The following is a 22,808-nucleotide window of genomic DNA, read 5'->3' as shown; positions in this document are numbered from 1 at the left end:
GAGCACGCGTGCTCGATCGCGACGAAGCACCTACAGGCGCTCGACGACGTGGTCGATGCAGGCGGTCAGCGCGCTGACGTCGTCGGGGTCGACGGCGGGGAACATGCCCACGCGCAGCTGGTTGCGACCGAGCTTGCGGTAGGGCTCCACGTCGACGACGCCGTTGGCCCGCAGCGTCTTCGCGATCGCGGCGGCGTCGACGCCCTCGGCGAAGTCGACCGTGCCGACGACGAAGGAGCGCTCGTCGGGGTCGGCCACGAACGGCGTCGCGTAGTCCTTGGCCTCCGCCCACCGGTAGAGCCGGCTCGACGACTCCCGCGTGCGCTCCACCGCGCCCGACAGCCCGCCCAGGCCGAGCAGCCACCGGACCTGGTCGGCCAGCAGGAACAGCGTGGCGACGGCCGGGGTGTTGTAGGTCTGGTCCTTGCCCGAGTTGTCGACGGCGATCGACAGGTCGAGGAAGCCGGGGATCCAGCGGCCCGAGGCCTTGATCTCGGCCACCCGCTGCAGCGCCGCGGGCGACATGAGCGCGATCCACAGCCCGCCGTCGCCGCCGAAGTTCTTCTGCGGCGCGAAGTAGTAGACGTCGGTCTGGGCGACGTCGACCGGCAGCCCACCGGCGGCGCTGGTGGCGTCGACGAGCACCAGGGCGTCGTCGTCGGCGTCGGCCGGGCGGACGACGGGCGCCATCACGCCGGTCGAGGTCTCGTTGTGCGCCCAGCCGTAGACGTCGATCCCCGCCTCCGCCTTGGGCAGGGCCAGCGACCCGGGCTCACCCCTGGCGATCACCGGGTCGGCCAGGAACGGCGCCTCGGCCGCCGCCGAGGCGAACTTGGCCGAGAACTCGCCGTAGGTGCCGAACGCGCTGCGGTCGCGGATCAGGCCGAAGACCGCGGCGTCCCAGAACGCCGTCGTCCCGCCGTTGCCCAGGACGACCTCGTAGCCCTCGGGCAGGTCGAACAGCGCGGTCAGCCCCTCGCGGACCTGCTTGACCAGGTTCTTCACCGGCGCCTGCCGGTGCGAGGTCCCCATCAGCGCGGCGCCGTCGGTGGCCAGCGCCTGCAGCGCCTCGGGGCGGACCTTGGACGGGCCGCAGCCGAACCGTCCGTCGGCGGGCAGGAGCTCGGCGGGGATCTGGATGGTCATCGAGCGTGAGGGCCTCTCGGAGTCGTGGCCCCGTCCCCCATCCCGAGCGTGCGAAGGGTGGGGAGGACGGGGTCCTTTGTCAGGCGGGGGCGGCGGCGCTCACGGACTTGGTGGTGATCGAGTCGAAGCCCTCGACCTCCTCGGGCCGGCGGGGCTCCGGGCCGATGTAGCGGGCCGACGGGCGCACGAGGCGACCGGTGTTCTTCTGCTCGAGGATGTGCGCGCACCAGCCGGCGGTGCGGGCACAGGTGAACATCGAGGTGAACATGTGGGCGGGCACCTCGGCGAAGTCGAGGACGATCGCCGCCCAGAACTCCACGTTGGTCTCGATCGGCCGGTCGGGACGGCGCTCGCGGAGCTCCTTGAGCGCGGCCTGCTCCAGCGCCAGCGCGGCGTCGAAGCGCGGGGCGCCGAGCTCCTGGGCGGCCTTGCGCAGCACGCGGGCGCGCGGGTCCTCGGCCCGGTAGACCCGGTGGCCGAAGCCCATGAGCCGTTCCTTGCGGTCCAGCAGGTCCTTGACGTACTTCTCCGCGTCCCCGCTCTCCTCGACGCCGTCGAGCATGTGCAGCACCCGGGAGGGCGCGCCGCCGTGCAGCGGGCCGGACATCGCGCCGATGGCGCCGGAGAGGGAGGCGGCGACGTCGGCGCCGGTGGAGGCGATCACCCGGGCGGTGAACGTGGAGGCGTTCATGCCGTGCTCGGCCGCCGAGGTCCAGTAGGCGTCGACGGCGGCGACGTGGCGGGGGTCGGGCTCGCCCCGCCAGCGGGTCATGAACCGCTCGACGATCGTGTTGCACTCGTCGATGCGGCGCTGGGGCACGGCGGGCACGCCGATGCCGCGGGCGGACTGCGCCACGTAGGACAGCGCCATGACGGCCGCCCGGGCGAGCTCTTCGCGGGCCTCCTCGGCGCTGATGTCCAGCAGCGGCTTGTAGCCCCAGATCGGGGTCAGCATCGCCAGCGCGGCCTGGACGTCGACGCGCACGTCGCCGGTGTGCACGGGGATGGGGAACGGCTCGGCGGGCGGCAGGCCGGGGCCGAACTTGCCGTCGACCAGCAGCGCCCACACGTTGCCGAAGGTGATCTTCCCGACCAGGTCCTCGATGTCGACGCCGCGGTAGCGCAGGGCGCCGCCGTCCTTGTCCGGTTCGGCGATCTCCGTCTCGAAGGCGATGACGCCTTCCAGACCGGGTACGAAGTCGTCGGCCATCTCGCATGCTCCTCTGCGCGCGAAAACCTGTGCGTGCACGAGAATGCGCGCACGACTGGGTGGACCCTAGGCGGTGCCCGGGGACCGCCGACAGCCGACCCTGGTCACAGTGTCCCCCGGTCGGGCGCCGGTGTGAGGGCCCTCACGGGGGTGGTTCCCCGCTCCGCGACGGCGCCCGGGCCGGGGCGGTGACAGCATGGCTGCGTGCCCGATCTCTCCCGCATGCGCCGCGACTACGGCGGGCGCGGCCTGCGCGAGGAGGACCTGGCGGCGAGCTGGGTCGAGCAGTTCGACCGCTGGTTCGCCGACGCCGTGGCCGCCGAGCTCCCCGAGCCCAACGCGATGGTGGTCGCCACCGCCGACGCCGACGGCGCCCCCGACGCCCGCACCGTCCTGATGAAGGGCTACGACGAGTTCGGGTTCGTCTTCGTCACCAGCTACGCCTCGACGAAGGGCGCCCAGCTGGCGGCCAACCCGCGGGCGGCGCTGGTCTTCCCGTGGCACGCGATCCAGCGGCAGGTCCGCGTCGCCGGCCGGGTCGAGCGGGTGGGCGACGCCGCCTCGGACGACCTGTGGAACCCGCGCCCGCGCGGCGCCCAGCTGGCCGCGGTGGCCTCGGTGCAGTCGACCGTCGTCGACTCCCGGGAGGAGCTGGCCGAGCGGGTGCAGCTGCTCGACGAGGAGACGGGGGAGGGGCCGGTGCCCCGGCCGCCGGTGTGGGGCGGCTACCGCGTCGTCCCCGAGCGCGTGGAGTTCTGGCAGGGCGGGGCCGACCGGCTGCACGACCGGCTCCGGTTCGTGCGCGACGACGCCGAGGGCGGCGGCTGGATCGTCCAGCGGCTCGCCCCGTGAGCGCACCAGTCGATCCCGTCGAGGGGGCCGGCAAGGTCGCCGAACCCGTCGCCGAACCCCGCAGGCCGCGGGCGTGGGCGGTCGACACCACGCCGCTGCGCAACCCGGCCTACCGGCGGCTGTTCTGGGGGACGGCGGCGACGATGCTCGGCCAGCAGATGACGCTGGTCGCCGTCCCGTACCAGGTCTTCCAGCTGACCGGCTCGTCGCTGCTGGTCGGCGTCACGTCGGTCGTGGCGCTGGTGCCGCTGGTCGTCTTCGGGTTGCTCGGCGGCGCCATCGCCGACGCCATGGACCGCAGGAAGCTGATGCTGGTCACCTCGGTCGGCGCCGCGGTCACCAGCGCGCTGCTCGCGGTGCAGGCGCTGCTGCCCGGCGGCGGCAACCTGGTGGTGCTGTGGGTGCTGACCGCCGCGGTCTCGGGCTTCGCCGCGGTCAACCAGCCGGCGCGCGGCGCGGTGATCCCCGCGCTGGTGGGGCCGGAGGGCGTCGCCGGGGCCAACGCGCTGGCGATGACCGTGCGGCAGGTCGGCGTCATCGTCGGCCCCCTGCTGGCCGGCGTGCTCATCGGCGTGGGCGAGCTGTTCATCACCTACGCCGTCGACGCGCTCGGGTTCCTGGTGGCGGTCCTGCTGCTGCGCGGGCTGCCGGCGCTGCCGCCGGGGGGCGCGGCCGGGCCGCTGCGCCTGGGCAGCGCGGTGCGCGGCGTCTGGGAGGGCTTCGTCTTCCTGCGCACCCAGCCGGTGCTGCTGATGACCTTCGTCGTCGACATCATCGCGATGCTCTTCGCCTGGCCGCAGGCGGTGTTCCCCGAGCTGGCGGAGACCCGGTTCCTCGACTCGCCCAACAGCCTCGGCTGGCTGTTCGCCGGCGTCTCGATCGGTGCGCTGGTGATGGGCCTGACGTCGGGCTGGGTGGCCCGCGTCGACCGGCAGGGCGCGGTGGTGCTCGGGGCGATCGTCGCCTGGGGGCTGGCGATCATCGGGTTCGGCTTCGCGCCGGCGCTGTGGGTGGCCGTGGTCTTCCTGGCCATCGCCGGCGGCGCCGACATGGTCAGCGCCGTGCTGCGCACGTCGATGCTGCAGCTGGCCGCGCCGGAGGACATGCGCGGGCGCATGCAGGGCGTCTTCATCGTCGTCGTGGCCGGCGGGCCGCGGCTCGGCGACCTGCGCGCCGGTGCGCTGGCCAGCGCCACCTCGGTGACCGTGGCGATGGTGTCCGGCGGGGTCGTCGTCGTCCTGGCGATGGTCGTGGTCGCGCTCGTCGTCCCGTCGTTCTGGTTGTTCCGCGCCTCCCGCTCCGCCCGCTGATCACCGGCCGGTGGAGCGGTGTGCGGATCCGGCGCGCTCCCGGCGCGGAAGTGCGCCGAGCACGCACACCACCGTCGGGTCGGACGTGGTCGCACGAACATCCCCTGCGGTGCTCAGTCGGCGTCGGTGGGGGCGGTCTGCGCGACCAGCAGCTCGACCTCGACGTTGCCGTCGGTGGCCTTGGAGTAGGGGCAGATCTGGTGGGTCAGCTCCATGACCTCGTAGGCCCGCTCGGCGTCGATGCCGGGCGCGTGCAGCTCCAGCTCGACGGCGAGACCGAACTCCATCGGCGGCGTCTTGAGGAAGTGCACCCGCGCGGTGACGCGCGAACCCTCCAGGGCCGCGGGGGAGAGCCCCACCTCCCGGACGGCGAAGCGCATCGCGCTGTGGAAGCAGGCCGCGTACCCGGCGGCGAAGAGCTGCTCGGGATTGGTGCCGGGCCCGTCGTCACCGCCCATCGCGGCCGGCCGCGACAGCTTGAGGTCGAGCCGGTCGTCGGAGCTCACCACCGCCCCGTGCCGGGCGCCGTACGCGGTCGCTTCTGCGGTGTAGAGCCGCTGCATGGCGGGCGGGTACCCGCTCAGCACCCGGTCAAGCGAGCGCCCCGGCCACGACCCTGAGGTCGGCGACCAGCGCGTCGTAGGCGGCGCCGCGCGACTCGTCCGGCGTCCGCAGCACGGCCGACGGGTGGGTGGTCGCCAGCATCCAGGTCTGGTGCGGGGCGTCCTCCTCGTCCTCCTCGGCGGCCACCCCGGGCGGGGTCCACGGCAGCAGCTGCCCGCGCTCCTTGGTGATCCGGAAGGACGGCGAGATCAGCGCCTTGGCCGCGGTCGCGCCCAGGCAGACCACCACCTCGGGCTGGAGCACCTCGAACTCCGACTCCAGCCAGGGCCGGCAGGCCCGCAGGTGCTCCGGCCCCGGCGTCTGGTGGATGCGCCGCTTCGGCGTCGGGGTGAACCGGAAGTGCTTGACCGCGTTGGTGATGTAGACGTCGCGCCGCTCGATGCCGGCCTCGGCCAGCGCCTTGTCCAGCAGCCGCCCGGCCGGGCCGACGAACGGCTCGCCCTTGCGGTCCTCCTGGTCACCGGGCTGCTCGCCGACGAACACCACCCGCGCGGTCTCCGGTCCCTCGCCGAACACGGTCTGCGTCGCCGGCTCCCACAGCTCGCACGCGCGGCACCCGGCCGCGGCCGCGCGCAGACCCTCCAGCCCCACGCCCGACGGCGGCTGGGCGATCCCGTTGCGCTCGCTCATGCCCTGATGACACCGCAGGACGGCGCCTGGCGCGAGGGGGCGGACCGCTACGGTCTCGTTAGCCGTCCGCACGATCAGGAGAGGTCGATGCTCGAGTTCGACGGGCTGTACAAGAGCTACGGCGCCAATGCCGTGCTCCAGGGTGTCGGCTTCGCCGTCCCCGAGGGGTCGATGTTCGGGTTCTGCGGAGCGAACGGCGCCGGCAAGACGACGACGATGCGGATCGCGATGGGCCTGGCCCGGGCCGACGCCGGCGAGGTGCGCTGGCGCGGCCGCCCGCTGGACGAGGCCGCGCGCCGGCGCATCGGCTACATGCCGGAGGAGCGCGGGCTCTACCCGAAGATGAAGGTCGGCGAGCAGGTCACCTACTTCGCCCGGCTGCACGGCCTGGACGCGGCGGCGGCGGCGCGCGCCAGCGACGAGTGGATCGGCCGGCTGGGGCTCGGCGAGCGACGCGGCGACCGCGTGGAGAAGCTGTCGCTGGGCAACCAGCAGCGCGTCCAGCTCGCCGCCGCGCTGGTCAGCCGCCCGGAGATCCTCATCCTCGACGAGCCCTTCTCCGGCCTGGACCCGGTCGGCGTCGACTCCCTCGCCGAGGCGCTGCTCGAACAGGTCCGCGCCGGCGTGCCCGTGCTGTTCTCCAGCCACCAGCTCGACCTGGTCGAGCGGCTCTGCGACTCCGTCGGCATCCTGGCGCACGGCCGGATCGTCGCCGCCGGCACCGTCGAGGACCTGCGCCGCCGCGAGGCCGGCCGCCTGCTGCGGGTCGTCGTCCCCGACGCCGGCCCGGGCTGGGCCGAGGGCCTGCCGGGCGTGCGCGTGGTGTCCCAGCAGGCCGGCGACACCCTGCTCGAGCTCGCCGGCGGCACCGACGACCAGGAGGTGCTGGCCGTCGCGCTGAAGACCGGCCGGGTCACCCACTTCGCCTGGCGCGAGCCGAGCCTCGTCGAGCTGTTCCGCGAGGCCGTCGCCGACCCGGCGCAGCGGCAGGAGGTGGCCGCGTGACGGGGCCGGAGCGGCTGGGCAGCGCCGCCCTCGTGCGGCTGGTCGCCGGCCGGGAGATCTCCACCCGCCTGCGCGACAAGGGCTTCCTGATCAGCACCGCCGTCCTGCTGCTCCTCGTCGTCGGCGTGATGGCGTTCCAGATCGTCGTCAACAGCGGCGGGTCGAGCACCAGGATCGGCGTCGTCGGCAGCAGCGCGACCCTCGAGCCGGCCCTCGTGTCGCAGGGCGAGGCCTTCGGCACCGACGTCGAGGTGCGCGCCCTCGCCGACGAGGACGCCGCCCGGCGCGCGGTCGACGACGGCGACGTCGACGCCGCCGTGATCGATCCCGAGGGGGCGGACCCCCGCCTGCTGGTGCAGACCGAGGGCGGGGAGACGCAGGCCCTCGTGGAGACCGCGGTGGCCGCGGTCTCCGTCGCCGCCCAGCTCCAGCAGGCGGACGTGACGCTGGACCCGCCGCCGCGGGTCGACGTCGTCGCGCTGCAGGCCGACGGCGAGGACCGCACCCAGGCCACGGTCGTGGCGATCGTCGGCGTCGGGCTCCTCTACTTCCTGCTCATCATGTTCGGCCAGTTCGTCGCCCAGGGCGTCGTGGAGGAGAAGGCCTCCCGCGTGGTCGAGCTGCTGCTGGCCACGATGAAGCCCTGGCAGCTGCTGGCCGGCAAGATCCTCGGCCTCGGTCTGCTCGGCTTCGGGCAGATCGTCATCCTCGGGGTGGTCGGCGTCGTCGGTGCGCTCGCCTTCGACGTCGTCGACGTCCCGGGGCAGGTGCTCGGCACGGTGGTGTCGGTCGTGCTGTGGTTCGTGCTCGGGTACGCCTTCTACGCGTCGGTCTTCGCCGTGGCCGCGTCGCTGGTCAGCCGGCAGGAGGACCTCGGCAGCGTGCTGACGCCGACGACGATCCTGCTCGTCGCCGGGTTCATCATCGCCATCCAGGCCGCCGGCGACCCGGCGAGCACCCTGGCCACGGTCACCTCCTACGTGCCCGGCCTCTCGCCGCTGGTGATGCCGGTGCGCACCGCGGCGGGGGAGGCGGCGGCCTGGGAGATCGGCCTGGCCGTCGTCCTCATGCTGGTCGCGATCGCGCTCATCGTGCGGCTGGGCGGGCGGGTCTACTCCGGGGCGCTGCTGCGCACCGGCGGCCGGGTCAAGCTGCGGGAGGCGCTGGCGTCCGAGCGCGCGTGACCAGGTTGCGCGCCGCCGGTCGCGGGGTAGGCGGGCGGCATGGCGATGCAGCTGGGCTACACGATGATGACCGAGCAGGCCGGACCGGCCGACCTCGTCGGCCACGTGGTCGGCGCCGAGGACGTCGGCTTCGACTTCGCGGTCAGCAGCGACCACTACTTCCCGTGGCTCGACGAGATGGGGCACTCGCCCAACGCCTGGGTGACCCTGGGCGCGGCGGCGCAGGCCACCAGCCGCATCCCGCTGATGACCTACGTGACCTGCCCGACGTTCCGCTACCACCCGGCGGTGGTGGCCCAGCAGGCGGCGACGCTGCAGATCCTCTCGGGCGGCCGGTTCACCCTCGGCCTGGGCGCCGGCGAAAACCTCAACGAGCACGTCGTGGGCGGCGGCTGGCCCGGCGCCGACGTCCGGCACGAGATGTTCGTCGAGGCCGTGCGGGTGATCCGCGAGCTCTTCGACGGCGGGTACGTCAACTTCCGCGGCGAGCACTTCGACGTCGAGTCGGCGAAGCTGTGGGACCGGCCGGAGAAGCGGGTGCCGATCGGCATCGCCATCTCCGGGCCGCAGTCGGCGCGGATCGCCGGCGAGCTCGGCGACGCGGTGATCGCCGTCGAGCCCAAGGGCGAGCTGGTCGAGATGTTCGAGGGCGCCGGCGGCGCCGGGAAGCCGAAGGTCGGGCAGATGCCGGTCTGCTACGACACCGACCGCGACGCCGCGGTGAAGCGGGCGCACTCGCTGTTCCGCTGGTTCGGCCTCGGCTGGAAGGTCAACGCCGAGCTGCCCGGGCCGACCGCGTTCGACTCCGCCAGCCAGTTCGTGCGCGAGGAGGACGTCGCGGAGAGCATCCCGTGCGGGGACGACGTCGACGCGGTGATCGAGGCGGCGAAGGCCTACGCCGACGCCGGTTTCACCCACCTGGCGCTCGTGCAGATCGGCGGCGACGAGCAGCAGCCGTACCTCGAGTGGACCCGCTCGACCCTCCTGCCGGCCTGGCGCGAGGCCTTCGGCGGCTGATCCCTGCGAGAAAACAGCCGCCCATAGGGGTGAGACCGTCGCCCGAGCAGTCCCGCGCGGCCCCGTGTGCCGTGATGATCAGCTCGTGCGAGAGGACCTGGACCGGCGCCTCCGGCGGCTCCGGGCCTCCGGGGACCCCGCCGAGCTGATCGACCTGGGCTGCGACCTGGCCGAGGCGGGCCGGCAGCGCGACGCGGAGGCCTGCTTCCGGCGCGCCGCCGAGCTCGGCGACTCCATCGCGTCGTTCAACCTGGGCAACGCCCTGGCGGCGCAGGGGCGCTGCGAGGAAGCGGTCGACGCCTACGAGACCGCGCTGGCCGCGGGCGAGCCCGACGCCTGGCGCAACCTCGGCCTGGTGCTCGAGGAGCTCGGCGACCTGGCCGGTGCCATGCGGGCCTACCGCGGGGCGGCCGCGGCCGGCGACCCCACCGGCTGGCTCGGGCTGGCCTTCCTCCTGCGCGAGCAGGGCGAGCGCGAGGAGGCGCTGGCCGCCGCGCGGGAGGGCGCCGCGCTCGGCGACCCGACCGCCGCCGCCGTCGCCGCGAGCTGGACCTGGGCCACCTCGTTCGACCCCGCATTGGAGCCCGATCTGCGGGCCGGCGCGCCGCACTACCCGTCGGCGCGCGCCGACCTCGGCCGGCTGCTGCGCGACACCGGCCGGGTCGACGAGGCCCGCCGCGTGCTGGAGCACGGCGCGAAGCTGGGCGAGACCGAGTCGTGGCTGCCGCTGGGCAACCTCTACTGCGACGAGCTGGGCGACGAGGAGGCGGCGGAGGAGGCCTACCGCGCCGGCATCCGCGCCGGCGACGTCTACTGCCACCACAACCTCGGCCTGCTGCTCGTCGAGCGCGGCGACGTGGACGGGGCGGTCGAGCAGTTCCGCCTCGGCGTGGCCGCCGGCGACGACCTGGCCCTGCGCGCGCTGGAGCAGTTCGAGGGCCCGCTGGCGCCCTAGGCTCCCCGCGGGGGCCTCCGACATGAGGCGTTCACATGAGCAGGGGATGATCCTGCGCATGTCGGAAGCCACCGTCGACGTCGCCGACCTGCGCCACCACGCAGGGTCCGGACCCTCCGACGACCGCGCCGATGACGCCCCGCTGCGGGACGACATCCGCCTGCTCGGCCGTGTCCTCGGCGAGGTGATCGGCGAGCAGGCCGGCGCCGACGTGCTCGAGCTGGTCGAGTCCACCCGCGTCGAGGCCTTCCGGATCCGCCGCTCCGAGGTCGACCGCGAGGAGCTGGCCGCCCGGCTGGCCGGCCTGGACATCCGCAGCGCCAACCACGTCATCCGCGCCTTCAGCCACTTCTCGCTGCTGGCCAACCTGGCCGAGGACATCCACCACGAGCGGCGCCGGCGCCACCACCGGCGCGAGGGCTCGCCCCCTCAGCTGGGCAGCCTCGCCGCCAGCTTCGAGCTGCTCGACCGGGCCGACCTCGACGCCGACACCGTCGCCCGCGAGCTGGCCGGGGCCCTCGTCGTCCCCGTGGTGACCGCGCACCCGACCGAGGTCCGGCGCAAGACGATCTCGCAGGTGCAGCGGCAGGTCGCCGACCTGATCCGCGAGCGGGACCGGACGGCGCTCGGGGACGTCGACGACGAGTGGTCGGCCAAGCTGTGGCGGGCCGTGCTCACCCTCTGGCAGACGGCGCTCCTGCGGCTGTCCCGGCTGCGGCTGTCCGACGAGATCGACGAGGCGCTGCGCTACTACGAGCTGTCGCTGTTCGACGTCATCCCGGCCATCAACGCCGAGCTCCGCGCGGCGCTGAACGAGCGCTGGCCCGACGCCGGGCTGCTCGAGCGGCCGATGCTGCTGCCCGGTTCCTGGATCGGCGGCGACCGCGACGGCAACCCCTTCGTCACCGCCGAGGCGCTCCGGCGGGCCACCACCCGCCAGGCCGAGACGGCGCTGCGCCACTACCTCGACGAGCTCGACGAGCTGCGCATCGAGCTGTCGATGTCCGACCGCCTGGTCACCCCGACCCGGGAGCTGTACCGCCTCGCCGAGGCCTCCCGCGACGACTCCCCGTTCCGCGCCGACGAGCCGTACCGGCGGGCGCTGAACGGCGTCCACGCCCGCGTCGTCGCCACCACCCGGCGCGCCGTCGGGCACGTCCACGGCCCCGAGCCGACGGTCGAGCTGCCGCCCTACGACAGTCCCGACGAGCTGCGCGCCGACCTCGACACCGTCGACGCCTCGCTGCGCAGCCACGGCGCCGGCGCGCTCGCCGACGACCGGCTGGCCCGGCTGCGCGAGGCGGTCGAGGTGTTCGGCTTCCACCTCTGCGGGCTGGACATGCGGCAGAACGCCGAGGTCCACGAGGAGATGGTGGCCGAGCTGCTGGCCTGGGCCGGGGTGACCGCCGACTACGCGGCCATGGGGGAGGAGGAGCGGGTCGCGCTGCTGGCCCGAGAGCTGCGGCTGCGCCGTCCGCTCGTCCGACCGGGCGCGCAGCTGTCCGAGCGGGTCCGCGGCGAGCTCGACGTGCTGGAGGCCGCCGCGGGGCAGATCGCCCTCCTCGGCCCGCGGGTGATCCCGAACTACGTCATCAGCATGTGCGACTCGGTCAGCGACGTCCTCGAGGTCGCCGTCCTGCTCAAGGAGGTGGGCCTGCTCGACCCCGACGGCGAGGACGGCCCGACCTGCCCGGTCGGCATCTCGCCGCTGTTCGAGACCATCGAGGACCTGCAGAACGCCGGCCGCACCCTCTCCGCCGTCCTCTCGCAGCCGCTCTACCGCGCGCTGGTCGCCGGCCGCGGCGACGTCCAGGAGGTGATGCTCGGCTACTCCGACAGCAACAAGGACGGTGGCTACCTCGCCGCCAACTGGGCGCTGTACCGGGCCGAGCTGACCCTGGTCGAGGTGGCCCGGCGGGAGGGGATCCGGCTGCGGCTGTTCCACGGCCGGGGCGGCACCGTCGGCCGCGGCGGCGGGCCCAGCTACGACGCGATCCGGGCGCAACCGCCGGGGTCCGTCGCCGGCCAGCTGCGGATCACCGAGCAGGGCGAGGTCATCGCCGCCAAGTACGGCGAGCCCGACCGGGCCCGCCGCAACCTCGAGGCGCTGGTCGCGGCCACCCTGGAGTCGACCCTGCTCGACATCGAGGGGCTGGGGGACGACGCCGAGCAGGCCTACGAGCTGCTCGACGACCTCGCCGCCCGCGCGGAGCGCGCCTACCGGGCGCTGGTGCACGAGACGCCCGGCTTCGTGGAGTGGTTCCGGGCGGCGACACCGATCGGCGAGCTGGCCGAGCTCAACATCGGCAGCCGCCCGCCCTCGCGCAAGGCCGGCGACAAGATCACCGACCTGCGGGCCATCCCGTGGGTGTTCAGCTGGTCGCAGGCGCGGATCATGCTGCCCGGCTGGTACGGCACCGGCACCGCGCTGGAGGGGTTCGTCGACGGGGACGACGACCGCCTGGCCCGCCTGCGGGAGCTCCACCGGCGGTGGCCGTTCTTCCGCACCATCATGTCCAACATGGGCATGGTGCTGGCCAAGACCGACCTGGGCCTGGCCGCCCGGTACGCCGAGCTGGTGCCCGACCGGCGGCTGCGGCACCAGGTGTTCGACGAGATCACCGCCGAGCACGAGCGCACCTGCCGGATGCTGCTCGCGGTCACCGGCGACGACGGTCTGCTGGCCGACAACCCGTCGCTGGCCCGCTCGATCCGCAACCGCTTCCCGTACCTCGAGCCCCTGCACCACCTGCAGGTCGAGATGCTGCGGCGGCGCCGGGGCGGGGACGACGACGAGCTGACCCGCCGCAACATCCAGCTGACCATCAACGGCATCGCGACGGCGCTGCGCAACAGTGGCTGAGCACCGGGCGGCCGCGGGCGGCCCGGACCTGGCACGTGCCGCGGCCTCGCTGGCCCTCGCCCCGGCCGCGCTGGCGCCGGCGGTCAGCGACCCGGCCTACCGCGTGCTGGTCGGCGACGACGGCTCGGCGGCGCTGCTGCGGCGGCAGTGGACGCCGGCGGGCGTCGCCGAGGCCGTGGTGCTGGCCGCCGCCGGCATCGGGCCCGACACCCCGGCCGTGCTGGCGACGGCGGCGACGTGGGGCTGCGACCGCGTCCGCGACCGCCCGGGCGGGCGGGGCGTCGTCCCCGTGGTGGTGGCCGGCCCGCAGGTGCCGGTGGGCCACCGGTTCGTGCACCTCGCGGCGCTGGCGGCGACCCGGGTGGAGACGGCGGTGTCGCTGGCCCGGGGCACCGGCCAGGACCGCGTCAAGCCCGACGGCAGCCCCTCGATCGCCGCCGACGAGGCCGCGCACCAGGCCGCCGCGCGGGTGCTCGAGGCCCTCGGCGTGCCGGTGCTCAGCGAGGAGCGCACCGACCAGCGGGTTGACGAGGACGCGCCGTGGGTGGTCCTCGACCCGCTCGACGGCACCGGCAACTTCCTCTCCGGCCTGCCGCCCTGGGCGTTCTCCGCCGGGCTGGTGCAGGGCGGGCGGGCCATCGCCGGCGTCGTCGTCGACCTCTCGTCGGGCCGCCGCTGGTGGACCGACGGCCACGGCGCCTGGCGCGACGGCCTGCCGGTCCGCCCGCGGCCGGGCACCACCGTCGTCGTCCCGTCGGCGCCCAGCGGGGGCTCGGTGACCGTGCCGGGGCCGGCCCGCCGGGTGCGGGTCACCGGCTGCACCGCCGTCGAGCTGTGCCTGGTCGCCGACGGCTCGGCGGCCGCCTGGCACGACCTGGACCGCGGCGGCACGCACGTGCACGACGTCGCCGGTGCGCTGGCGCTGCTGGCCGCGGCAGGGGGCGTGGCGCTCACCCCGGACGGCGCGGAGCTGCGGCTGCGCCCCGACACCGAGCAGCTGTTCCGCTTCGTCGCCGCCGGCACCCCCGCCGACGCCGAGAAGCTGCTGGCGGAGTTCCGCTGAGCGGAGTCCCACGGCGCGGGAAGTGCGCCCCTGGGACTCCGCTCAGGCTCGCGCCGTCGCCTCCCGCACCGCGGCCAGCAAGGACTCGCGCTCGTGCAGCGTCGTGCGGGCCCGGCCGCGGGTGGCGCCGAGGGCGACCTCCGCGGCGTCGATCGCCCGCCAGTCCTCCAGCAGCACCGGTTCCAGCCCGCGGGCCAGCAGGGTGTCGACCAGGTCGTCGACGGGGCCGCCGGGCCGCAGCGTGCCGTCGGCGGCGTCGGCCAGCAGGCTCGCGACCGTCTCCCGGGCGTCGTGCTTGTTGGTGCCGACCACGCCGGTCGGTCCGCGTTTGATCCAGCCGGCCACGTACTCGCCCCGCGAGCGGGCGCCGTCGCGCAGCACGCGGCCCTCCTCGTTGGGCACCGTGCCGGTGCGCTCGTCGACCGGCAGGCCGGGCAGCGGCAGCCCGCGGTAACCGACGGAGCGGACGACGAGGTCGGCCGGCAGCACCTCGAGCTCCCCGGTGCCCACGGCCCGCCCGTCGCCGTCGACGGCCGTCCGCTCGATCTCGATCGCCTCGACCCGGTCGGTGCCCAGCAGCCGGACCGGGCGGCTGAAGAACTGCAGCCGCAGCGGGTTGCGGGCGGGGTCCGGGGAGTGGTGGGCCCACTCGCGCAGCACCGCCAGGTTGCGGCTGATCACGCGGTCGGCCTGGGCGCGCTCCTCGGCGTCGGGGTCGAGCTCGAGGTCGGCGGGGTCGACGAGCACCTGCGCGCCGGCCAGCCCGTCGAGCTCGCGCAGCTCCTGGGTGGTGAAGCTCGCCTGCGCCGGGCCGCGCCGGCCGAGGATCGTCACCTCCTGCACCGGCGCGGCGGCGAGCGCGTCGAGCACGTGCTGCGGCATCTCGGTCGGGTCGAGCTCCGCCGGGGTGCGGGAGAGCACCCGGGCGACGTCGAGCGCCACGTTGCCGACGCCGATGACGACGGCGGAGCGGGCGCCGCGCAGCGCCGACTCGACCAGCTCGCGGTCGGCGTCGGGGTGGCCGCAGTACCAGGCGACCAGGTCGGTGGCGGCGAGGCTGCCGGGCAGCCGCTCGCCGTCGATGCCGAGCTGCCGGTCGCGCGAGGCGCCGTAGGTGTAGATCACCGCGTCGACGTGCCGGCGCAGGTCGGCCAGCGGGATGTCGGTGCCCACGTCGACGTTGCCCACGAAGCGCACCAGCGGGTGGTCGAGGAAGCGGTGCAGGGTGTCGCGGATGGCCCGCATCTTCGGGTGGTCGGGGGCGATGCCGTGCCGGACCAGGCCGAACGGCGTCGGCAGCCGGTCGACCAGGTCGACCGCCACCGGGACGTCGGACTGCCGGGTCAGCGCGTCGGCCGCGTAGATGCCGGCCGGGCCGGCGCCGACGACCGCCACGCGCAGGGGCCGGTCGGGAGTGGGTGATGCCTCGACACCGTCGTCGGTCACCTTGGCATCCTGACCCCACGGGCGGGTGCGCACCAGGCCACCCGCCGTCCCACCCGCGGAGGTCGCCCGTGTCCGTCGTCGTCGTCGCCACCATCACGCCGAGCCCGGGCGAGGAGGACGCCGTCCGCGACGCGCTGCTGCGCGCCGTCCCGCAGGTGCACGACGAACCCGGCTGCGAGCTCTACGCCCTGCACGAGGGGAAGGGCGAGTTCCTCGTGGTCGAGCGCTGGGCGTCACCGGAGGCGCTGCGGGTGCACGGCTCCGCGGCGGCGCTCACCGAGCTCGGGGCGGCGCTCGCCGGGCGGCTGACCGGGGCCCCGCAGGTGCGGACGTTCACCGCCGTGCCGGCCGGCGACCCGGGGAAGGGCGCCGTCTAGACGCAGGAGACGTCGTGGTCCAGGCCGTCGTCGACGTACTGGGCCATGACGACCTCGCCGCCGGGGGCGAGCGGGGCCTGGGCGCAGTTCTGCTCGGCGCCGGCCTGCGAGACCGCGCCGGGCAGCCAGCTGTCCAGCCGGTACAGGGTGCTGTCCCAGGCGACCGCGCCGGCGATGTCGCGCCACTGCTGCGGGACGGCGTAGAGGCCGACCGTGCCGCCGCGCGTCCGCAGGTAGGCGGCCATGCCCTCGAGCGCCGCGCGGTTGCGGGCCTGCGCCCCGGGGGAGCCGGACTGCCAGGTGTTCGCGTCCTCGACGTCGAGCCACCAGGTGTAGGCCCCGGGGTCGTCCGCCAGCCCCGCGCCCTGCGCGGCCGGGGCGAAGAACTCGGTGACGGTCGTGCGGGCGCGCTCCCAGCCGTACTGCCACGAGCAGGCCGTGGAGTTGCGGCCGTCGCACTCGCCGTACGGCGTGTCGCCGGAGGCCGGCCAGGTGCTCACCAGCTCGCGGACCTCGCCCGGGTTCGCCGTGTTGACGTAGAGCTGCACCGGGGGCTGGGCCTCGAGGCGGCCGGTCGAGCGCGCGGCCCACTCCAGCTGCGCCTCCAGGCACGGGTTGGGCAGGGTGGCCAGGCCGCCGTTGACGCCGACGACGCCGAAGGCCTGGCCGCGGGGCAGCTCCTCCCCGCACTGGGGGTGGGAGACGTCGACGCCGAGGTCGGCCGGGACGTCCGCGGGCGCGGCGGAAGCGCTCGTCACGGGGAGGACGGCCATCGCGGCCGCGGCTGCCCCCGTGACGAGCAGTGCTCGCACCGCACGTCTCATCGGGCGGAAAGGTACACGGCACGCACGCCTCATCGACGGCTCCGAGCACCTCCGGGGACCCGTCCGGGTGACGCTGCTGTCATGCTGCCTGGCACGCCGGGCACCAGTAGAGGTTGCGCCCCACCATGACCTCCGTGCGCACCTCGGTGCCGCAGATCCGGCACGGCAACCCGGTGCGTCGGTACACATAGTGCGCGTCCTCGGGCGCGGCCGCACCCCTCCGGCGCGCGCGGTCGGCCCGCTCCGTGGTCACGATCCGGCCGATCCGGACGCCGTCGCGCATGAGCCGCACCAGGTCGGCCCACATGCGGGCCCAGAGCTCCTCGTCGACCGCGCGGCCCGGGCGGAACGGGGAGACCCGGTGCCGGAACAGCAGCTCGGCGCGGTAGACGTTGCCCACGCCGGCGAGCACGGACTGGTCCATGAGGAGGGCGCCGACCGCGGTCCGGCTGGCCGCGAGCCGCCGGAAGGCGAGCCCCCCGTCGGCCCCGCGGCGCAGCGGGTCGGGGCCGAGCCGGTCGAGGATCGCCCGCACCTCGGGGCGGGTGAGCACCTCGCAGGCCGTGGCGCCGCGCAGGTCGGTCCACACGCCCAGACCGTCGGGGCCGTCGGCCACCCAGCGCATGCGCAGCGCGCCGCGCGCCGCCGGCGGGCTGCCGGTGCCGGTCGTGAAGTTGCCGTACAGCCCGAGGTGGACGTGCAGCACGTCGCCGCCGAAGTGGCCGAACAGGTGCTTGCCGTGGGCGGTGGCGCGGTCGAGCACGCGCCCGTCGAGCAGCGCGGCGCCGGCGGCGAACCGGCCCTGCGGGCTGGTGACGTGCACGGGGCGGCCGGCGAACAGCGTCGTCTGCTGGCGGGCCAGCCGGTGCAGGGTGTGGCCCTCAGGCACCGGCGCGCACCTGCTCGTAGCGGGCGAGGGCGACCTCGCGCTCGGCGGCGTGGTCGACGATCGGCCCGGGGTAGCCGGGCGGGACGCCGTCGGGGGACCGCCACGGCTCGTGGACCCACCGGGTCGGGACGTCGCGCAGCTCGGGCACCCACCGGCGCACGTACTCGCCGTCCGGGTCGAACTGCTGGCCCTGCCGCACCGGGTTGAACACGCGGTAGTAGGGCGAGGCGTCGGTCCCCGTGCCGGCCACCCACTGCCAGCCGTGGTTGTTGCTGGCGAGGTCCCCGTCGACCAGATGCCGCAGGAAGTGGCGGGCGCCGCGCCACCAGTCGACGTGCAGGTCCTTGGTGAGGAACGAGGCGACCACCATCCGCACCCGGTTGTGCACCCAGGCCTCGCCGAGCAGCTGGCGCATCCCGGCGTCGACGATCGGGTAGCCGGTGCGGCCCTCCGCCCAGGCGGCGAACCGGGCGTCGGCGTCGGGTCCGGTGTCGTAGGTCAGCCGGCCCATCCGCTCGTCGAACGCCCGGCGCGCGGTCTCGGGGCGGTGCCAGAGGACGTCGGCGTAGAACTCGCGCCAGGCCAGCTCGTCGGTGAACCGGCGGACGTGCTCGCGCGGGACGTCGTCGGCGGCGGCCAGGTCGGCCAGGAGCGTGCGCGGGTGCACCGTGCCGTACTTCAGGTGCACCGAGAGCCGGCTGGTGCCGTCGGTGGCGGGCAGGTTGCGGGTGTCGCCGTAGCCGGCCAGCCGCTCGTCGCGGAACTGCCGCCACGCGGCGCGGGCGGCGGCCTCCCCGGCGGGCGGCAGCCGGACGCCGTCGACGTCCACCTCGAGCAGCCGGTCGGAGAGGACGCCGCGCTGCCAGGGGACGCCGCGCGGCCGCGGCGCCGGTGCGCGCCAGCCGTGCTCCCGCCAGGCGCGGGCGAAGGGGGAGAAGACGCGGTAGGGGCTGCCGTCGTCCTTGGTGATCCGGCCGGGCGTCACCGCGTACGGCGACCCGGTGCGGACCAGCGGGACGTCGCCGAGCGCCCGCTCGACCGCGGCGTCGCGCGCCCGGCCGTAGGGGCCCGCGTCGGCCGAGACGTGCACGGCCGCCGCGCCGACCTCGCGCACGAGCGCGGGGAGCACCCGTGCCGGGTCGCCGGTGCGGACGACGAGCGCGCCGTCGAGCGACTCGCCGAGGGCGGCCAGGCAGTCGACGAGGAACCGCCGGCGGGGCAGCCCGGCGGGCTCCCACAGCCGCGGGTCGAGCAGGAACACCGGGAGCACCGAGCCGTCGGGCCCGGCGTCGTCGCGCGCCGCGGCCAGCGCCGGGTGGTCGGAGAGCCGCAGGTCGCGGCGGAACCACAGCAGCGACGTCGGCACCTGCGCCAGATTAGGTGGTGCGCAACCGACGTGCAGATCAGCGGGTGGCGGGCTCCAGGCCGAAGTGCGGCCGGTCGTCCTCGGCGACGAGGTCGACCGTCTCGGGGTGCTGCTGGATGTAGCGCCGGACGAAGGAGCAGTAGGGGAGCACGTGCAGCCCGCGCTCGCGCGCCGCCTCGAGCACGCCCGCCACGAGCGCGGTCCCGAGGCCGCGGCCGCCCATGGCGGGGTCGACCTCGGTGTGCGGCAGCGTCATCGTGCCGTTCTCGACGTGATAGCTGGCGAGACCGACCACGCGGTCGCCCAGCCGGATCTCGAAGCGCCCCCGCTCGGGGACGTCGACCACGCTGGTCTCCATCGTTCGTTCGTCCTCCCGTCGCCCGGCGCCGTTGCCGGAGCGGTGTGCCGGAGCACGGTATCCCGTGCCCGGCCCGACGCCGGCCATCTCCAAGACCGACGCGTGAAGTGTCGCTGGTGTTCCCCGCGGGTGCGTCAGCCAACCGTCGGCGCCTGCCCCCGCAGGGGCAGCCAGGCGAGGACGTCCTGGACCATCGCGTCCCACAACCCCCACTCGTGCTCGCCCGGGCGCAGGTCGGCGGTGACGTCGAGGCCGCGGGCGCGCGCGGCGTCGAGGAAGCGCTGGTTGTGCGCCAGCAGCCGGTCCTCCGTGCCGCAGCCGACGTAGAGCTGCGGGGCACGTGCGGGGTCGACCCGCTCGAGCAGGTGGAACAGGTCGTCGTCGGTGCCCTCGGTCGTCCGGCCGCCGAAGACGGTGTGCCAGAGCCGGTCGCGGCCCGGCTCGTGGTCGAGGCCGGCGAGCGCGACGACGTCGACGGCGCCGGACAGCGTGGCCGCGGCGGCGAACCGGTCCGGCTGCCGCAGCGCCCACTTGACCGCGCCGTAGCCGCCCATCGACAGGCCGGCGACGAAGGTGTCCTCGCGGCGGTCGGACAGCCGGAAGAACGACCGGGCGATCTCCGGCAGCTCCTCGGAGAGGAACGTCCAGTAGCGGTTGCCGTGCGCCTCGTCGGTGTAGAAGCTGCGCGCCACCTGCGGCATGACGACCGCGAGCCCGAGCGGGGCGGCGTAGCGCTCGATCGAGGTGCGGCGCAGCCAGATGGTGTCGTCGTCCGACAGGCCGTGCAGCAGGTAGAGCGTCGGGGCGTCGCCGGCCCCCGCCGCGCCGGTCATGCCGATCTGGGACGACGTGGACTGGGGCAGCACCACCGTCATCGAGGTGCTCAGCTCGAGGACGTCGGAGAAGAAGTCGCAGCGGACCAGGGCCATGCCGCCCACCCTGACCCACGCCGACCTGCTGAGCACGCCGGGCTCAGCCGGGTGCGTCCCCCGGGCGCACGAGGCCCGCTTCGTAGGCCACGACGACGGCCTGCACCCGGCCGCGGACTCCGAGCTTGGCGAGCACCCGGGCCACGTGCGTCTTGACGGTGCCGGTGCCAAGGTGCAGGCGCTCGGCGATCTCGGCGTTCGACAGGCCGCGCGCCACGAGCACCAGCACGTCGCGCTCCCGGTCGGTCAGGCCGGCCAGGCGTTGATCTGCCCGGGCGGGGGACGGGGAGCGCTGCACCAGGTCGGCCAGCAGGCGCCGTGTAATCACCGGTGCGAGCAGCGCCTCGCCCGTCGTCGCCGTCCGCAGCGCGCTGACCAGTCGGTCCCGCGGCATGGACTTCAGGAGGAACCCCGACGCGCCGGCCTTCAGCGCCGTCACCAGCGCCTCGTCGGAGTCGAACGTCGTCAGCATGACGATGGCCGTGTCCAGCCCCGGATCCGCGGCGATGCGACGGGCCGCCTGCAGACCGTCCACGCCGGGCATGCGGACGTCGAGCAGGGCGACGTCGGGGCGGTGCGCCCGGCACAGGGCGACGGCCTCGGCGCCGTCCGCCGCCTCGGCGACCACCCGCAGGTCGGGCTCGCTCTCGAGGATCATGCGCAGGCCGGCGCGGACGAGGGCCTCGTCGTCCACCAGGAGGATCGTTTTCATCGGCGTGCGGCGGCGATCGGCAGGGCGGCGGTGACGCGCCAGCCAGGGCGGTCGCCGCGCGGGCCGGCGTCCAGTTCGCCGCCCAGCAGAGCCACCCGTTCCCGGATGCCCACGAGACCGAGACCCGTGGTGCCCGGCCGCGCAGCGTTCCGGTCGGGCGCCGCCCCGCCGTCGTCGGTCACCTCCACGCGCACCACGTGCTGGTCGCCGCACAACCGCACGCGGACCGCCGCGCCCGGGGCGTGCCGGAGCACGTTCGTGAGCGCCTCCTGGACGACCCGGTAGGCGGTGGTGCTCACCGTGGCCGGCAGCTCGCGCGGGAGGTCGGTCGCTCGCCAGTCGACGGGCGTGCCGGCGCCGCGGACCCGCTCGACGAGCTCGTCCACCTCGTCCAGCCCGCCCACCGCGGCGTCGGGCCCTTCCTCGGTCCGGAGCACCTCGAGGACCTGGTGCACGTCCGCCAGGGCCGTCCGGCCGGCCTCGGCCACCACGTCCAGCGCCCGGGACACCTCGGGTTCGCGGCCGTCCAGCCGCGCCTGGGCCGCCTCGGTGTAGAGCAGCATGAGCGTGATCCCGTGGCCGATCACGTCGTGGCACTCCCGCGAGATGCGCCGCCGCTCCTCCGCGGTCGTCTCCGCGTGGCGGGTCCGTTCCTCCAGGACGCGCAGCCGCTCCTGCGCGACGTCGCGTTCCGCGGTGACCGCCCGGTCGAGGTGCTCGCGTCCGAGCCGGGCGAAGAGCCACAGGGCGACGGGGATCCCCGCGTTGATCACGATCTCGGCGACGTTCCGGGCCGCCGGGTGGGCCAGCGGGTAGACGACCGCGTCCGGGAGCACGAGGGCGAGCAGTCCGGCCAGGGACGTCCGCCGGGAGGGGGCGTACCAGGCCACCGAGCAGGTCACGAGCAGGTAGACGAGGAACACCGCGGCCGACGGCGCCGTCCCCAGCGCGCCCGTCGCCGCCATGCCGCACCCGACGACGACCGCGGCGACCAGGGGGCGGGTGCGGCGGAGCGCGACTGCCCCGCTGATGACCGCCATGAGCAGGTGCTGCAGCAGCGGTGGGCCCTGGAGGTGCTCCACCCGGGCGACCAGCTCGACCTGCGTCACCAGGACGAAGACGGCCGCCAGCCCGGCGTCGCGGACACCAACCGGCAGCCGCCTCCAGCGGGTGGGCAGGTCCTGCAGCCGATCGCCGGGCACGGGCAGATGCTAGGGATCCGCGGCGCGCTCTCGCGTCCGTCGCGCGGCTCCTGGGCATCTGCCGCTCGGCAGATCCGACCGGCCCTCCTGGCCACCGAGGAGGTCCTCGCGGGAGATCCCCGCGGGTGTCCCGGACACCTAGCGTCGCTCCGCGCCGGCAAGGCGTCGGCACGAGCGAGGGAGGGGCACGAGATGACGACCACCACGGAGAAGACGGTCGACGGGAGGCGAGCGCGGGCAGGGATCGCTGCTGCCGGCGTAGGGGCGCTGCTGGCGTTCGCGGGCGTGGTGCTGTCGTTCCCGGACCCCCTGGGCGGGTCGGCGTCGGCTGCGGAGGCCGCAGACCGGCTGGAGGAGTCCTCCGCCGGACGGGCCGTCCTGTTCGTCGGGGTCTACGTGCTGCTGGCGGCGGTCGTGGTCGCGGCACTGGCCGCAGCGCTGCCCGCCGGCGGCGCTGCTCGCGGGGTCGTGCCCGCCCTGGGCGTCGCGCACCTGTTCCTGTTCGCCCTGAGCGCTGCCGGATTGGGGGCTGCCCGTGCCGTCGGCGAGGGCTTCGGCGCGGTCAGCCCCACCGCACTGGAGGCGGGACTGGTCGTGTCCAACGCGGCCTTCCCGCTCGCCCAGTGGGCCGGCGCGGCGTTCGGGATCGCCGTCCTCGTGGCCTCGCGCACCGCCGAGCGCCGGCTGCGGGGGCTGGGCGTCGCCGCGGGTGCGCTCGCCGTCGGTCTGCTCGTCCCCCCGATCGGCTGGGTGGTGCTCTACCTCTCACCGCTGTGGTTCGCGGTCGCCGGCGTCCTGCTCGCGTCCCGGCGCCGTTGACCCACCCGTGCCCGTGCGCTGCCCACG

At 75.2% G+C, this 22,808-nt stretch carries 22 protein-coding genes; 10 read left to right on the top strand and 12 right to left on the bottom strand.

The features are described 5' to 3' along the window. Positions 1 to 30: 30 nt before the first annotated feature. Both serC and ACI8AF_RS21090 read right to left on the bottom strand, forming a co-directional pair. Positions 31 to 1,146 (bottom strand): phosphoserine transaminase, encoded by a 1,116-nt coding sequence (gene serC / locus ACI8AF_RS21095; RefSeq protein WP_456541715.1) that lies wholly within the window; start codon positions 1,144 to 1,146, stop codon positions 31 to 33. Between the two features lie 79 nt (positions 1,147 to 1,225). Further along, the gene (locus ACI8AF_RS21090) at positions 1,226 to 2,356 is read right to left on the bottom strand and encodes a citrate synthase 2 (protein ID WP_456541714.1); all 1,131 of its coding nucleotides are present in this window, start codon (positions 2,354 to 2,356) and stop codon (positions 1,226 to 1,228) included. A 204-nt stretch (positions 2,357 to 2,560) separates the two neighbouring features. Between ACI8AF_RS21090 and pdxH the strand changes: the two genes are divergently transcribed. After that, positions 2,561 to 3,208, top strand: coding sequence for a pyridoxamine 5'-phosphate oxidase (pdxH, locus tag ACI8AF_RS21085; protein ID WP_456541713.1), 648 nt, complete (start codon positions 2,561 to 2,563; stop codon positions 3,206 to 3,208). After that, entirely contained in the window at positions 3,205 to 4,518 is a 1,314-nt protein-coding gene (locus ACI8AF_RS21080; RefSeq protein ID WP_456541712.1) for an MFS transporter, read from the top strand. Before pdxH ends, ACI8AF_RS21080 begins: the two co-directional genes overlap by 4 nt. A gap of 113 nt (positions 4,519 to 4,631) precedes the next feature. Here ACI8AF_RS21080 and ACI8AF_RS21075 read toward each other — a convergent pair whose 3' ends face one another. Both ACI8AF_RS21075 and ACI8AF_RS21070 read right to left on the bottom strand, forming a co-directional pair. Next, positions 4,632 to 5,081, bottom strand: coding sequence for an organic hydroperoxide resistance protein (locus ACI8AF_RS21075; RefSeq protein ID WP_456541711.1), 450 nt, complete (start codon positions 5,079 to 5,081; stop codon positions 4,632 to 4,634). A gap of 28 nt (positions 5,082 to 5,109) precedes the next feature. Further along, the gene (locus tag ACI8AF_RS21070; protein WP_456541710.1) at positions 5,110 to 5,772 is read right to left on the bottom strand and encodes a UdgX family uracil-DNA binding protein; all 663 of its coding nucleotides are present in this window, start codon (positions 5,770 to 5,772) and stop codon (positions 5,110 to 5,112) included. A gap of 87 nt (positions 5,773 to 5,859) precedes the next feature. Here ACI8AF_RS21070 and ACI8AF_RS21065 point away from each other — a divergent pair, with 87 nt between their 5' ends. The 6 genes from ACI8AF_RS21065 (at position 5,860) to ACI8AF_RS21040 (ending at position 13,859) form a co-directional block, all read left to right on the top strand. After that, on the top strand, positions 5,860 to 6,777 hold the full coding sequence (locus ACI8AF_RS21065) for an ABC transporter ATP-binding protein (protein WP_456541709.1): 918 nt from the start codon (positions 5,860 to 5,862) through the stop codon (positions 6,775 to 6,777). Next, positions 6,774 to 7,961: an ABC transporter permease gene (locus ACI8AF_RS21060; protein ID WP_456541708.1), complete on the top strand. Its 1,188-nt coding sequence runs from the start codon at positions 6,774 to 6,776 to the stop codon at positions 7,959 to 7,961. Before ACI8AF_RS21065 ends, ACI8AF_RS21060 begins: the two co-directional genes overlap by 4 nt. A gap of 39 nt (positions 7,962 to 8,000) precedes the next feature. Next, on the top strand, positions 8,001 to 8,978 hold the full coding sequence (locus tag ACI8AF_RS21055) for an LLM class F420-dependent oxidoreductase (RefSeq protein WP_456541707.1): 978 nt from the start codon (positions 8,001 to 8,003) through the stop codon (positions 8,976 to 8,978). Between the two features lie 85 nt (positions 8,979 to 9,063). Next, positions 9,064 to 9,933, top strand: coding sequence for a tetratricopeptide repeat protein (locus ACI8AF_RS21050; RefSeq protein WP_456541706.1), 870 nt, complete (start codon positions 9,064 to 9,066; stop codon positions 9,931 to 9,933). A gap of 58 nt (positions 9,934 to 9,991) precedes the next feature. Next, positions 9,992 to 12,796 carry a phosphoenolpyruvate carboxylase gene (gene ppc, locus ACI8AF_RS21045; protein WP_456541705.1) on the top strand — a complete coding sequence of 935 codons (2,805 nt, stop codon included), beginning with the start codon at positions 9,992 to 9,994 and terminating at the stop codon, positions 12,794 to 12,796. Beyond that, a complete protein-coding gene (locus ACI8AF_RS21040; protein WP_456541704.1) occupies positions 12,789 to 13,859 on the top strand; it encodes an inositol monophosphatase family protein in 1,071 nt (356 codons plus the stop codon). The genes ppc and ACI8AF_RS21040 overlap by 8 nt, the downstream gene beginning before the upstream one ends. Positions 13,860 to 13,901: 42 nt before the next feature. Here ACI8AF_RS21040 and ACI8AF_RS21035 read toward each other — a convergent pair whose 3' ends face one another. Next, entirely contained in the window at positions 13,902 to 15,305 is a 1,404-nt protein-coding gene (locus tag ACI8AF_RS21035; RefSeq protein ID WP_456541703.1) for an NADP oxidoreductase, read from the bottom strand. 68 nt (positions 15,306 to 15,373) lie between these two features. Here ACI8AF_RS21035 and ACI8AF_RS21030 point away from each other — a divergent pair, with 68 nt between their 5' ends. Beyond that, positions 15,374 to 15,682 (top strand): putative quinol monooxygenase, encoded by a 309-nt coding sequence (locus ACI8AF_RS21030; RefSeq protein WP_456541702.1) that lies wholly within the window; start codon positions 15,374 to 15,376, stop codon positions 15,680 to 15,682. On the opposite strand, the gene ACI8AF_RS21025 is transcribed toward ACI8AF_RS21030, so the two are convergent. The 7 genes from ACI8AF_RS21025 to ACI8AF_RS20995 form a co-directional block, all read right to left on the bottom strand. Continuing rightward, positions 15,679 to 16,440 (bottom strand): hypothetical protein, encoded by a 762-nt coding sequence (locus tag ACI8AF_RS21025; RefSeq protein WP_456541701.1) that lies wholly within the window; start codon positions 16,438 to 16,440, stop codon positions 15,679 to 15,681. The genes ACI8AF_RS21030 and ACI8AF_RS21025 overlap by 4 nt on opposite strands. A gap of 145 nt (positions 16,441 to 16,585) precedes the next feature. After that, the gene (locus ACI8AF_RS21020) at positions 16,586 to 17,395 is read right to left on the bottom strand and encodes an Fpg/Nei family DNA glycosylase (protein WP_456541700.1); all 810 of its coding nucleotides are present in this window, start codon (positions 17,393 to 17,395) and stop codon (positions 16,586 to 16,588) included. After that, the gene (locus ACI8AF_RS21015; protein WP_456541699.1) at positions 17,388 to 18,761 is read right to left on the bottom strand and encodes a cryptochrome/photolyase family protein; all 1,374 of its coding nucleotides are present in this window, start codon (positions 18,759 to 18,761) and stop codon (positions 17,388 to 17,390) included. The genes ACI8AF_RS21020 and ACI8AF_RS21015 overlap by 8 nt, the downstream gene beginning before the upstream one ends. A 37-nt stretch (positions 18,762 to 18,798) precedes the next feature. Continuing rightward, positions 18,799 to 19,119 (bottom strand): GNAT family N-acetyltransferase, encoded by a 321-nt coding sequence (locus ACI8AF_RS21010; RefSeq protein WP_456541698.1) that lies wholly within the window; start codon positions 19,117 to 19,119, stop codon positions 18,799 to 18,801. A 134-nt stretch (positions 19,120 to 19,253) separates the two neighbouring features. Next, entirely contained in the window at positions 19,254 to 20,048 is a 795-nt protein-coding gene (locus tag ACI8AF_RS21005) for an alpha/beta hydrolase (protein ID WP_456541697.1), read from the bottom strand. 43 nt (positions 20,049 to 20,091) lie between these two features. Beyond that, positions 20,092 to 20,742, bottom strand: a complete 651-nt coding sequence (locus tag ACI8AF_RS21000; protein WP_456541696.1) for a response regulator — start codon at positions 20,740 to 20,742, stop codon at positions 20,092 to 20,094. 14 nt (positions 20,743 to 20,756) lie between these two features. Next, on the bottom strand, positions 20,757 to 21,962 hold the full coding sequence (locus ACI8AF_RS20995) for a sensor histidine kinase (protein WP_456541695.1): 1,206 nt from the start codon (positions 21,960 to 21,962) through the stop codon (positions 20,757 to 20,759). 192 nt (positions 21,963 to 22,154) lie between these two features. Between ACI8AF_RS20995 and ACI8AF_RS20990 the strand changes: the two genes are divergently transcribed. Next, positions 22,155 to 22,781, top strand: a complete 627-nt coding sequence (locus ACI8AF_RS20990) for a hypothetical protein (RefSeq protein ID WP_456541694.1) — start codon at positions 22,155 to 22,157, stop codon at positions 22,779 to 22,781. The last annotated feature ends 27 nt before the right edge of the window (positions 22,782 to 22,808 follow it).

Source organism: Blastococcus sp. SYSU D00669 (assembly GCF_054050715.1).
This window is presented reverse-complemented; position numbering and strand designations above follow the sequence as displayed.